This window comes from Ensifer sp. Root278, assembly GCF_001429285.1.
Classification (GTDB): Bacteria; Pseudomonadota; Alphaproteobacteria; order Rhizobiales; family Rhizobiaceae; genus Ensifer.
This window is the reverse complement of sequence record NZ_LMJJ01000040.1, coordinates 350,455-363,030: the sequence shown is the minus strand read 5'-3', so window position 1 is coordinate 363,030 and position 12,576 is coordinate 350,455. Positions and strand designations below refer to the sequence as shown.

The 12,576-nt window shown below is 63.4% G+C and carries 10 protein-coding genes; 1 reads left to right on the top strand and 9 read right to left on the bottom strand.

Features of this window, described 5'->3' with window-relative positions:
• Nucleotides 1–131: 131 nt before the first annotated feature.
• Entirely contained in the window at nt 132–539 is a 408-nt protein-coding gene (locus ASE60_RS23515; RefSeq protein WP_057253499.1) for a VOC family protein, read from the top strand.
• A gap of 93 nt (nt 540–632) precedes the next feature.
• Here ASE60_RS23515 and ASE60_RS23510 read toward each other — a convergent pair whose 3' ends face one another.
• The 9 genes from ASE60_RS23510 to ASE60_RS23470 form a co-directional block, all read right to left on the bottom strand.
• On the bottom strand, nt 633–1,001 hold the full coding sequence (locus ASE60_RS23510; RefSeq protein WP_057253497.1) for a hypothetical protein: 369 nt from the start codon (nt 999–1,001) through the stop codon (nt 633–635).
• 34 nt (nt 1,002–1,035) lie between these two features.
• On the bottom strand, nt 1,036–3,189 hold the full coding sequence (ligA, locus tag ASE60_RS23505) for an NAD-dependent DNA ligase LigA (protein WP_057253495.1): 2,154 nt from the start codon (nt 3,187–3,189) through the stop codon (nt 1,036–1,038).
• A gap of 65 nt (nt 3,190–3,254) precedes the next feature.
• Nucleotides 3,255–4,928 carry a DNA repair protein RecN gene (gene recN / locus ASE60_RS23500; RefSeq protein WP_057253493.1) on the bottom strand — a complete coding sequence of 558 codons (1,674 nt, stop codon included), beginning with the start codon at nt 4,926–4,928 and terminating at the stop codon, nt 3,255–3,257.
• A gap of 37 nt (nt 4,929–4,965) precedes the next feature.
• Nucleotides 4,966–5,832 carry an outer membrane protein assembly factor BamD gene (locus ASE60_RS23495; protein ID WP_057253491.1) on the bottom strand — a complete coding sequence of 289 codons (867 nt, stop codon included), beginning with the start codon at nt 5,830–5,832 and terminating at the stop codon, nt 4,966–4,968.
• A 174-nt stretch (nt 5,833–6,006) separates the two neighbouring features.
• Nucleotides 6,007–6,960, bottom strand: a complete 954-nt coding sequence (lpxC, locus tag ASE60_RS23490) for a UDP-3-O-acyl-N-acetylglucosamine deacetylase (RefSeq protein WP_057253488.1) — start codon at nt 6,958–6,960, stop codon at nt 6,007–6,009.
• A gap of 334 nt (nt 6,961–7,294) precedes the next feature.
• Nucleotides 7,295–9,085, bottom strand: coding sequence for a cell division protein FtsZ (gene ftsZ / locus ASE60_RS23485; RefSeq protein ID WP_057253487.1), 1,791 nt, complete (start codon nt 9,083–9,085; stop codon nt 7,295–7,297).
• A 106-nt stretch (nt 9,086–9,191) separates the two neighbouring features.
• Nucleotides 9,192–10,523 (bottom strand): cell division protein FtsA, encoded by a 1,332-nt coding sequence (ftsA, locus tag ASE60_RS23480; protein ID WP_057253485.1) that lies wholly within the window; start codon nt 10,521–10,523, stop codon nt 9,192–9,194.
• On the bottom strand, nt 10,520–11,470 hold the full coding sequence (gene ftsQ / locus ASE60_RS23475) for a cell division protein FtsQ (protein ID WP_057253483.1): 951 nt from the start codon (nt 11,468–11,470) through the stop codon (nt 10,520–10,522). The genes ftsA and ftsQ overlap by 4 nt, the downstream gene beginning before the upstream one ends.
• Complete coding sequence (locus ASE60_RS23470; RefSeq protein WP_057253480.1) at nt 11,458–12,384, bottom strand: D-alanine--D-alanine ligase; 927 nt, start codon at nt 12,382–12,384, stop codon at nt 11,458–11,460. Before ASE60_RS23470 ends, ftsQ begins: the two co-directional genes overlap by 13 nt.
• Nucleotides 12,385–12,576 lie beyond the last annotated feature (192 nt).

The following is a 12,576-nucleotide window of genomic DNA, read 5'->3' as shown; positions in this document are numbered from 1 at the left end:
ATTGCTGTTGAAAACCCGGGGTTGCGCCCCACATCTCTCCAGCTAAAAAAATGTTTGAGCCGGTGTCGGAATCGTCGATCGGCATTCGTCCTTAGTCCGTAGACACAAAATCCATTCCCAAGGAGCATTTCATGCGCATGATTTTCGTAAACCTGCCGGTCAAGGATCTGAAGGCCTCGCGCGCGTTCTTCGCTGCCCTCGGCTTCACCTTCAACGAGCAGTTCTCCGATGACACCGCCGCCTGCACGGTGATCTCGGACAATATCTTCGTCATGCTTTTGACCGAGCCGAAGTTCCGTGACTTCATCACCGGCGAGATCAGCGACGCCCGGAAGGGAACCGAAGTCATCACCGCCCTTTCGGCCGGGAGCCGCGCCGAAGTCGACGACATGCTCGCCAAGGCGCTCGCCGCTGGCGCCAAGCCCTGGAAGCCGGCGATCGACTACGGCTTCATGTACGGCATCTCCTTCCAGGACCTCGACGGCCACGTCTGGGAGTTCATGTGGATGGACCAGGAAGCGGCGCAGCAGCAGGGCTGATGGCCCAATTCAAGAGAACGTTAAGACAATCGGCCCGAGCCTTCCCAAGCCCGGGCCGATTGCTTTGTGTCGATAGCCAACCATACCCTGCTGCTAGGGGCCGAGGCGCGCCACCAACTCCGCGATGAGCGGATCGGTAAGGTCGGCAATCGGGTCATCGCTCCCGTCTTCTGCCCGGTGGTACTCCCCGGCATCGAACGCTTCATAAACGACGTAAAAAGGCTCAGGCAGCGCATTGCGGCCGGCTGTGAAGCCCGCCTGCACCGCGCGCCAGAGATCGTTCATGACGCCGTCGCAGAAGCTATAGGTCAGCGCGCCGTGATGGTATTTCCTTGCGATTTCGACAGCAGCGGCGTTGTAGAACTCCCAGTTGTCCAAAGCGCCTGCCCACCGAACCACATCATCATGTGTGATGCGGCCTTCCGGCCCCTTGGCCAGAACGAACTCTAGGAAGTCAGACATCTCTCTGCTTTCCCCCCGAACACCAAGAAAGCCCCTACCCGCCGATCAGCGCCAGCCACTCGTCCTCGTCCATGGTCTCGACGCCGAGTTCGCGGGCCTTGTCGAGCTTGGAGCCGGCACCCGGACCCGCAACGACGATATCGGTCTTCTTCGACACGGAGCCTGCCACCTTGGCGCCGAGGCTTTCCGCCTTGGCCTTGGCCTCGTCGCGCGTCATCTTTTCGAGCGAACCGGTGAAGACCACCGTCTTGCCGGCGACCGGGCTGTCGCTTGCAACCGGTGCTTCCGCCGCCTCCGGCGTCACCTCGGACAGCAGACGCGTGACCACTTCGAGGTTACGCGGCTCCTTGTAGAACTCGACGATGGCGCGGGCGACGACCTCGCCGATGCCGTCGATGCTGTTGAGTTCGTTCCAGGCGTCGCCCGAGAAGGCCGACGCTTCGCCCATCGCCGTGCCAAAGTGCTCGTAGCTGCCATAGGAGCGCGCGAGCAGCTTCGCCGTCGTCTCGCCCACATGGCGGATGCCGAGCGCATAGATGAAGCGATGAAGTGCAATCGAGCGGCGTGTGTTGATCGCCTCATAGAGCTTGCGCACGCTGACCTTGCCGAAGCCGTCGATATTTTCGAGCTTGGTCAGCGACGTCTCCTGGCGCTTTTCCAGCGTGAAGATATCGGGCGCCGTGCGGATCATGAGCGTCGGGTCTTCGCTTTCGAAGAAGAACTCGATCTGCTTGGAGCCGAGGCCTTCGATGTCGTAGGCGTTGCGCGAGACGAAATGCTTCAAGTGCTCGACGGCCTGGGCGCGGCAGACGAAACCGCCGGTGCAGCGGCGCACCGCATCCACCTTGCCGGTCTTCTCGTTGATGTCACGCACCGCATGGCTGCCGCAGACCGGGCATGTGGTCGGGAAGCGATAGGGCTCGGCGCCTTCCTTGCGTTCGTCCATGACGACGTCGACGATCTGCGGAATGACGTCGCCGGCGCGCTGCACGATCACCATGTCGCCGATGCGGATATCGCGGCCCTCGCGGATCGGCTCGCCTGAATTGCCGAGCCCCTTGATGTAGTCCTCGTTGTGCAGCGTCGCGTTGGTGACGACGACGCCGCCGACGGTGATCGGCTCCAGCCGCGCCACCGGCGTCAGCGCACCGGTGCGGCCCACCTGGATGTCGATCGCCGTCAGCCGCGTAAACGCCTGCTCGGCCGGGAACTTGTGCGCAGTTGCCCAGCGCGGCGAACGCGAGCGGAAGCCGAGGCGGGCCTGCAGGTCGAGCCGGTCAACCTTGTAGACGACGCCGTCGATATCGTAGTCGAGATCCGGCCGCTCGCGCTCGATGTGATGGTAGTGTTCGAGCAGCGCGTCGGCCGAGATCAGCCGCTGCATCAGCGGGTTGACCGGGAAGCCCCAGGACTTGAACACCTCGACCATGCCCATCTGCGTCTCGGCCGGCATTTCCGAAATCTCGCCCCAGGCATAGGCGAAGAAGCGCAGCTTGCGGCTGGCCGTCACCTTGGCATCGAGCTGCCGCAGCGAGCCGGAAGCGGTGTTGCGCGGGTTGACGTAGAGCGGCTTGCCCTGCGCCGCCATTTCGGCGTTGAGCGCGGTAAAGTCCGATTTCGCCATGTAGATTTCGCCGCGCACCTCGACCACATCGGGCGCGCCCGCCGGCAGCGTCTGCGGGATCATGCCGATAGTGCGGATGTTGGCAGTGACGTTTTCGCCGGTCGTGCCGTCGCCGCGCGTGGCAGCCGTCACCAGACGGCGGTTCTCGTAGCGCAGCGACATCGACAGACCGTCGATCTTCGGCTCCGCCGTGAACGCGATCGAATTGTCCGGAAGCTGCCCGAGGAAGCGATAGACCGATGCGACGAAATCGCGGGCGTCTTCGTCTGAGAATGTGTTGTCGAGCGACAGCATCGGCCGGGCGTGGACGACCGGCTGGAAGGTGACGGAGGGTGCCGCCCCAACCTTCCTCGACGGGCTGTCCTCGCGGATGAGCGCCGGAAACTGCGCCTCGATCGCGTCGTTGCGCCGTTTCAGCGCGTCATAGTCCGCATCCGAAATCTCCGGCGCGTCCTGGCCGTGATAGAGCGAATCGTGACGGGCAAGCTCGGCGGCGAGAAAGGCCAGCTCCGCGGCCGCTTCCGTTTCGTTGAGATTCTCGACGGGTTTCAATTCATTGGACATGCGCGACGACTCCGGATTCGGAGTCGTTTTGTAGAGCAACCATCGCGAAAGAAAAGAGCCTGTGGCTAGCCGTTACCCGCCAGCAACCGTGCCGCTGCCGCCCTCGCCTCTTCGGTGATCGAGGCGCCGGCGAGCATGCGGGCGATTTCCTCGGTGCGCGCCTTGTCGTCCATGCGGGCGACGCGGGTTGCGATCGTCTCGGCCTTCTCGGCCGAGGGACCCTTGGAGATCAGGAGATGCGTTGCGGCCCGCGCCGCCACCTGCGGCGCGTGCGTGACGGAAAGCACCTGGACGGTGCCGGAAAGCCGCTTCAGCCGCTGGCCGATGGCATCCGCCACGGCACCACCGACACCGGTGTCGATTTCGTCGAAGACGAGCGTCGGCGCCGAGCCGCGATCAGCAAGCGCCACCTTCAGCGCCAAGAGAAAGCGCGAGAGCTCGCCGCCCGAGGCGACCTTCATGATCGGCCCCGGCCGCGTGCCGGGATTGGTCTGGACATGAAATTCGACGAGATCGATGCCGTCGGCCGTCGCCTGCGTCGCATCGCTTTGAACTTCCACCATGAAGCGTGCACGTTCGAGCTTCAGCGCTGGCAATTCGTCCATGACGGCGGCGGAGAGTGCCGACGCCGTGCGCTGCCGCTTTTCCGAGAGCGAGCGCGCCGACGCGTCGAAGGCTGCCTTGGCAACACCGACCTGGCCTTCGAGCTGCTTCAGTCTTTCCTCGCCGGCATCGAGATCGGCAAGATCGGAGATCATGCGCACGGCGAGCGCCGGAAGCTCGGCGACCGGGACGGAATATTTGCGGCTGGCACCACGAAGCGCAAACAGCCGTTCTTCCACCCGCTCCAGCTCCTTCGGGTCGAACTCGGTGTTGCGCAGCGCCCGCTCGACCGCCATCTGCGCGTCCGAGAGCTGGTTCAGCGCCCCGTCGAGAAGCTCGACGGTTTCCTCCAGCAGACCCGGCGCCTCATGGCTCTTGCGCTCGAGCCGGCGCACAAGCGAGGCGATCAGCGGAACCGGCGAACCATTGCCATTCAAGAATTCGGAGGCTTCGTTGATGTCGCCGGCGATGCGCTCGGACTTCATCATTCGCGCCCGCTTCTCGGCTAGCTCGTCCTCTTCGCCGTCGCGCGGGCTGAGCTTTTCCAGTTCCTCGACCGAAGAACGCAGGAAATCCGCCTCACGCGCGGCAGCTTCGACGCGTTCGCGATGCTTCTTCAGACCGCGCTCGGCGTCCTTCCAGGCGCGATAGAGATTGCCGACATGTTGCGCCTCGTCGGAGGTGCCGCCGAAGGCATCGAGCAAGGTGCGGTGCGCGTCGATGTCGACAAGCGCGCGATCGTCGTGCTGTCCGTGGATCTCGACGAGCGTCTGTCCGAGCTGGCGCATCAGCTGGACGCTGATCGGCTGGTCGTTGACATAGGCCTTGGTGCGGCCGTCAGCGGATTGCACGCGGCGGAAGATCAGGTCGCCATCATCGTCGATGCCGTTTTCGTGCAGCATCAGCCGCGCCGAATGACCGACGGGCACGTCGAAGACCGCTGTCACCTGCCCCTTGTCGGAGCCATGGCGCACCAGCGAGCCGTCGCCACGGCCGCCAAGGGCCAGCGACAGGCTGTCGAGCAGGATGGACTTACCGGCGCCGGTTTCACCGGTCAGCACCGAGAGCCCGGCGTCGAAAGCCAGATCAAGCCGTTCAATCAGGACGATATCGCGGATCGAAAGCTGGGCGAGCATCCGGGTTCGTATCTTCCTTGACGGGCGCTGATAAGGATCAGGCGCCGATGAGGTTCTTGGCAGCGCGCGATATCCAGGAGTTGCCGCTTTCACGCGGCTCCAGGCCGCCAGACTGCAGCAGCTTGAAGGAATCGGAGTACCACTGGCTGTCCGGATAGTTGTGGCCGAGAACGGCAGCAGCGGTCTGCGCCTCCTGGGTCACGCCCATCGCGTAATAGGCCTCGGTGAGGCGCGCCAGCGCTTCCTCCACCTGGTTGGTGTTCGGATACTGCTCGATGACGACGCGGAAGCGCGATACGGCCGCGAGATATTCCTTGCGCTCGAGATAGTAGCGACCGACCTGCATTTCCTTGCCGGCGAGTTGGTCGCGGGCAAAGCGGATCTTCGACTTGGCGTCGTCGACATATTCGGAGTCCGGATAGCGATCGACGACGGCCTGCATGGCCTCGATCGCTCTCATCGCCGGCTTCTGGTCCTGCGTCACCGCGGGGATCTGCTTGGTATAGGCCAGCCCCTGGATGTACTGCGCATAGGCCGCGTCTTCCGACTGCGGATAGAGATTGAGGTAACGACCGGTGGCGTTGATCGCCTCCTGGTACTGCCCGTTTCGGTAGGAAACGAAGGCGTTCATCACCAGCGCCTTGCGGGCATATTCCGAGAACGGATGCTGGCGGTCGAGCGCTTCGAACTTGCGCGACGCTTCCGTCGTCTTGCCGGCGTTGAGGTTGGCAAGGCCCTGATTGTAGAGCACTTCCGGCGGATCCGTCTCCGCCGTCAACTTGGTGATGTCGATATCGGGATCGTTCTGGCAGGCGGTAATCAGGGCGCTGCCGGCAATGGCCGCGACGATCACGGCGGCGACGCGCGCTGACTTTCTCAGATCAACAGAAACTGCAAGAACCATCGGATATTCCCGTTCCACGCTGCGGGCTTGGACCCCGCCAGACATGCGCTTTTAGAGCAAGTTACCTTGAGACCGCAACGTCATGATCGGTGATTCATGCAAATTTGTGGCGGCCCTATCATGAAAATGCCGGCCTTTCGGCCGGCGACTGGAGGAGATGATGACTTTTTTTGTTTATGCGGACCAGGGCGCAAAGCCCGGAACTGCAACTGCAACCATGTCGCGGGCGCGGGTGCGCTGACGCGGGGTCGCCGTTTCGACGACTTCGTAGGCCGTCGGATCGCTGAGAAGCGCCTTCAGTGCGTTGGCGTTCATCTTGTGACCGCCGCGGTAGGAACGGTAGCAGCCGATGAACGGCGCGCCGGCGAGCGAGAGATCGCCGACCGCATCGAGCGTCTTGTGACGAACGAACTCGTCCGTGTAGCGCAGGCCCTCGACGTTGATGACGGTGTTGTCGTCGGAGATGACGACCGAGTTTTCGAGCGAGGAGCCGAGCGCAAAGCCGGCAGCCCAGAGCCGCTCGACATCACGCATGAAGCCGAAGGTGCGGGCGCGCGACAGTTCGCGCTTGAAGACGGACGGCGTCATGTCGCCCTTCCAGGACTGGCGACCGATCAGCGGGCAATCGAAGTCGATCTCGACCTCGAAGCGCATGCCGTCATAGGGCGTGAACTCCGACCAGGACGCGCCCGATTCGATGCGCACCGGCTTGACGATGCGGATGTAGCGACGCTTGACCGCAAGGGCGCGAACGCCCACCTGCTCGATCGCGTCGATGAAGGGTTCGGAGCTGCCGTCCATGATCGGCATTTCGGCGCCGTGAACTTCGACCGTCAGGTTGTCGAGGCCGAGCGCATAGATCGCGGCCATCACATGTTCGATCGTGGCAATCGACGTCGCCGGCGACATGCCGAGAACGGTGCAGAGATCGGTGTTGCCGACCTGCGAGGAAACCGCCTTGTATTCGCTGATCCGGCCATTGGCGAGAACGCGCTGGAAAACGATGCCCGCATCGGCTTCCGCCGGATGGAAGGTGATCGACACTTCTGCACCCGAGTGAACGCCATTTCCCTTCAGCGTTACCGGGTTTGCAATCGTCGTCTGAAACCCGAGCAATTCGATTCCCATTCTCGTCACTTTCAATACCTGTGGCCGATGGCCAAAACCTGCTGGCGGACGCAGCGAACTTCAGGGCACAAACAAGGCGCCCGAGAGTCTCGGAGCAAAATCCGATCCTCTGCGTTTCGAACAGACAGCGCTTGATCGAATCGCATGCGTCCCCAATTCCGAGTCTGAAAATAGGAGTTTGGAGGCACCATTCCAAATCACTGTTCGTTTCGCTTTGTTACGTATTTGCGACGGTCCGCAACATCGAATCAAACATCTGAAATGATGAAGAAAATGCAAAAATGCCCGGGCAGTTGCCCGGGCATTCGGCAAGGTGAAGGAACGGGCCTTCCAATCAGTTCGACTGACGGCGCAGGAACGCCGGGATTTCGAGCTGATCATCTTCTTGCGGGCGCGTCTGCTGCGAAACGCGACCGTGATCGTCAAGCTGGCCGCGACGCGGCGCATAGAGGCTCGCTTCCGGCGAGAGCGGCCGGCGCTGCTGGGAAGCAGCGGTCGGTGCGGAAGCCGTCATGTCGGCGGCCGCTGGGGTCTGTTCGCGCTCACGCAGGCCAAGCGAGCTGGTGATGCGGTTGAGGAGACCCATCGGGCCACGCTCTTCCGCGATCGGGGCTGCCGGCTGGGCGCGGCGGTCCATCTCGGCCTTCACAACTGGCGGAAAGTCTTCGACCTTCGGCATGCGAACCTGTTCCGGCTGCTGGCGCATGACCGGAGCAACGGGCTCCTGGCGCATGACCGGCTGCGGCTGAGGCTGGGCCTGAACCGGCTGCATCTGCGGCTGCGGCTGGCGCATCACCGGAGCGGCCTCTACCGGTGCTGCACCGGCGAAAAGCTTGCTCTGGGGACGGAAGTTCTCGTCATGCGCCGGCTGAGCCGGAGCCTGGACCTGTGCCTGGGCGGTGCGGGTCGCGATATCGAGCTCGCGCTCCATTTCGGCTTCGCGGATCGCAGCCGCGATGTGATCGACAGACGGCTGCTGCTGGACCGGCTGCTGCACCGGCTGGGCGACCGGCTGCTGCATCACCGGCTGGTGAACCGGGGCCGGCTGGTGCTGGGCGACCGGCTGCGACTGCTGGGCAGGAATGGCGGCCGAGGGACGGACGACCGGCTTGGCTGCTACCGGACGAAAGTCAGCGGAACGACCCGCTACCTCCGCGGCCGTGCGGTCGATGCCGGTGGCGACGACCGAGACGCGGATCAGGCCTTCGAGTTCTTCGTCGAACGTCGCGCCGAGGATGATGTTGGCATCCGGGTCGACTTCTTCGCGAATACGGGTTGCAGCTTCGTCGAGTTCGAACAGCGTCAGGTCGCGGCCACCGGTGATCGAGATCAGGAGGCCCTGGGCGCCCTTCATCGAGGTCTCGTCGAGCAGCGGGTTGGCGATCGCGGCTTCGGCAGCGGCCAGTGCGCGGCCTTCGCCCGAAGCTTCGCCGGTACCCATCATGGCGCGGCCCATTTCACGCATCACCGAGCGGACGTCGGCGAAGTCGAGGTTGATGAGGCCTTCCTTGACCATGAGGTCTGTGATGCAGGCAACGCCCGAATAGAGAACCTGGTCGGCCATCGCGAAGGCGTCCGCAAAGGTGGTGCGGTCGTTGGCGATGCGGAAGAGGTTCTGGTTCGGGATGACGATCAGGGTGTCGACCGACTTCTGCAGTTCGGCAATGCCCTGGTCAGCGAGGCGCATGCGGCGCGCGCCTTCGAAATGGAACGGCTTGGTGACGACGCCGACCGTCAGGATGCCCTTGTTGCGGGCGGCCTGGGCAACGATCGGGGCTGCACCCGTGCCGGTGCCGCCGCCCATGCCGGCGGTGACGAAGCACATGTGGGTGCCGTTCAGGTGGTCGATGATCTCATCGATGCACTCTTCGGCGGCCGCGCGGCCGACTTCCGGCTGCGAACCGGCGCCGAGACCTTCGGTGACGGCGACGCCCATCTGGATGATGCGCTCGGCCTTGGTCATGGTCAGTGCCTGGGCATCGGTGTTGGCGACGACGAAATCGACGCCCTGGAGGCCTGCAGTGATCATGTTGTTGACGGCGTTGCCACCGCCACCACCCACGCCAAAGACGGTGATGCGCGGCTTCAGCTCCGTGATATCCGGCTTCTGCAAGTTGATAGTCATTGTACCCGTTCCTTCTGTTTTCTGGCCGCCTTGCCGAGCCGGCCAAATCTCTCAAAGTCCAACATTTCCTACATCCGACGCCGTCCCTGTCGGCGCCGAACGTCACTCAAAAGCTCTCTTTCAGCCACTGCCCCATTCGGGCGATGCGACCGTTGCCGGCGCCGAGCGCCGAGAACATGCCGCCGTGGGCGGCATGGGTCTCGAGGTCGGCGACCTGCGGATAGATCATCAGGCCGACCGCCGTGGAGAAGGCCGGCCCCTTGGCAGCCGCGGGCAGCCCGGAAACTCCGAGCGGACGGCCGATGCGAACATTGCGGGCGAGGATGCGGCGCGCCGCTTCCGGCAGGCCTGTGAGCTGGCTTGCGCCGCCCGTCAGAACGATGCGCTTGCCGACGATCGGGCTGAAGCCCGAGCGCTGGATGCGGTCGCGGATCAATTCGAGCGTCTCTTCGATGCGGGCGCGCACGATGCGCGAGACGAGCGCGCGCGGCACATGCGTCGGCTGATCGCGGTCGTCCTCGCCGATCGGCGGAACCGAGACGATGTCGCGTTCGTCGGCGCTGTTGGGCAGTGCCGAACCGTGCACGACCTTCAGCCGCTCGGCGTCTTCGATGCGGGTCGAAAGACCGCGCGCCAGGTCCGTCGTCACGTGGTGGCCGCCGAGGCTGACAGCGTCCGCATGAACGAGCTTGCCTTCGGCAAAGACCGAGATCGTCGTCGTGCCGCCGCCCATGTCGATCGCGGCACAGCCGAGCTCGACTTCGTCGTCGACGAGCGCTGCAAGACCGCTAGCATAGGGGGTCGCCACCATGCCCTCGACCGAGAGGTGAGCGCGGTTGACGCAGAGTTCCAGATTCTTGAGCGCTGCACGCTCGGCCGTCAGCACATGCATGTCGACGCCGAGAACGTCGCCGAACATGGCGAGCGGATCACGGATGCCGCGCTCACCATCGAGCGAGAAGCCCGTGGGCAGCGAGTGTAGGATGGCGCGGTCGGAGCGCAGCGACTGCTGGCCGGCGGCCGACAGAACCTTGCGCAGATCGTTGGCGTCGACTTCCTGGCCGCCGAGATCGATCGTCGCGGTGTAGACGTCGCTCTGCAGCCGGCCGGCCGAAACGTTGACGATCATGCTGTCGATGGTAAGCCCGGCCATACGCTCGGCCGCGTCGACCGCGAGCCGCACGACGCTTTCGACCGCATCGAGATCGGCGACGACGCCGTTCTTGACGCCCCGCGACTTCTGATGGCCGATGCCGATGATTTCGACGTTGTGGGTGCGGTTCGGCAGGATCTGGCTCTCGGCGCGCGGCGTCAGCCGGCCGATCATGCAGACCACCTTGGTCGAACCGATATCCAGCACCGAGACAACGTGAGACCGCTTCGAAGAAAGCGGCTTCAGGCGCGGCAAGCCAAAGCTGGAGGAACCGAACAAACTCATATCCGCCCCTCTTTCTTCTTTTCGGTCTCCTGCGCCTTCAGCATTTTGTCCCTCGCCTTCAAGGCAACTTCGCGCCGGGTGACTGCACCCGGAGTCAACTGAACTGTGGTTCGATCCTGCAGCCTCAGATCCACGGCCGCGATGTCGCGCTCCAGGAGCTGGTGCTGGCTTTCCATGTCGGAGAGCACTTGCATCGCCTGGGCGACGTCGTGCTCCGGCAACTTGACGATGATGCCGTTATCGAGGCGCAGGTCCCAACGGCGACCGGCGACGCGAACGAAGGCCCTCACCCGCGAGCGGATCTCCGGCCAGCGGGAAAACTCGTCGTAGAAATCGGCGGCCGCCGTTTCGGCATCGCGGCCAACGAACAGCGGCAGCGCCGCAAACTTGTTGTCGCGCAGCGGCGCAATCACGCTGCCGCTTCTTTCGATCAGCGAAAGATCGGAGCCGTGCTGCCAGATGCCAAAGGCCTTGCGCTCGGTAAGGTTGACCTCGATCGTGCCGGGATAGACCTTGCGCACCGTCACGCCCTGAACCCAGGGCATTTCCGCGATCAGCTTGCGGGCCTCGGCGATATCGAGCGCCACCAGCGACGTCGTGCCGTCCAGGCCGAGCTGCTGGAGGATATCGATCTCCGAGGTCTGGTCGTTGCCGGAAACCTTGACGTCTTCGATCGCAAATCCCGCGGCGGTGGTCGAAGCTTGCGCGAAGTTCTGCGTATGACCGCCGAGCGACATGCCGTAGAAGCCCGTCGCAGCAAAAAAGGCGAGCGCCGAGATCGTGCCGGTATGGGCCGGAAAGCGAACGCGGCCGGCACCAAGACTGACGAAGAAGCGCACGACACGACGGAGCGGACGCGGCAGCACACGGCCGCCATCCACATCGACGGCTGCAGCGCCATCGAGGTGACGAACCCTCTTGCCCCTTCTGCCCCTCAACGCAAACACGACGCTTCCTCCACCATCCAACTCAAAAACTCACCGAAACTATAGCCGGCATGCGCGGCCATCTCGGGCACCAGGGAGGTTGGCGTCATGCCGGGCTGGGTGTTGATTTCCAGCCAGATCAGCTCGCCCTCACCGGAGGAACTGTCATCGAAACGAAAGTCGGATCGGCTGACGCCCCGGCAACCGATTGCCTGATGCGCCTTCAGAGCGAGTGTTTGTATTTTTTGGTAAATATTTGGTGAAATCTGTGCCGGAATGACGTGGCGAGAACCACCTTTTACGTACTTGGAGTCATAATCGTAGAAGGCATGGCCCTGCGGGATGATTTCGGTCACGCCAAGGGCCTTGTCGCCCATGACGCCACAGGTCAATTCGCGGCCAGCGACATAACGCTCGACCATGATTCGGTCGCCGTAGCGCCATTCGCTCGAGGTCACCACCTGCGGCGGATGCGACTGATCTTCCTTGACGATGACGACGCCGAAGCTCGAGCCCTCGCGGACCGGCTTGACGACATAGGGCGGCTTCATCGGGTGCTTCGGACCGAAGGCATGGCGATCCATCACCTGCGCGTCCGCAACCGGAATGCCGGAGGCGGCCGCAACGTGCTTGGCCTGCGCCTTGTCCATGGCGAGCGCCGAGGCGAGTACGCCGGAATGGGTGTAGGGAATTTCCAGATATTCGAGGATGCCCTGGATCGTGCCGTCCTCGCCGAACGGACCGTGAAGAGCATTGAAGGCGACGTCCGGCCGGAGTGCCGCGAGCACCTCGGCAACGTTGCGATCGACGTCGATTCGGGTGACGCGGTAGCCGGCAGCCTCAAGGGCATCCGCGCAGGCAGCCCCGGACGACAGGCTAACCGGTCGCTCCGAAGAAAATCCGCCCATCAGGACAGCCACATGCTTGCCGCTCATTCAAACCCCCAAACAATACGCCACTATCGCAAGGTTTCCTTGCGTCTGGCTGATTCCGGTCCCCGCGAGTCACCGGTGCCATTGGGTCACTAGAACGGCATTATGGTTAACGAACCGTTTACTTTCGTTAACCTTAGTCGGGAAACGAAACACGCGCCGTGCGTGCACGCGCGTAGTCGACAAGGCATTTTG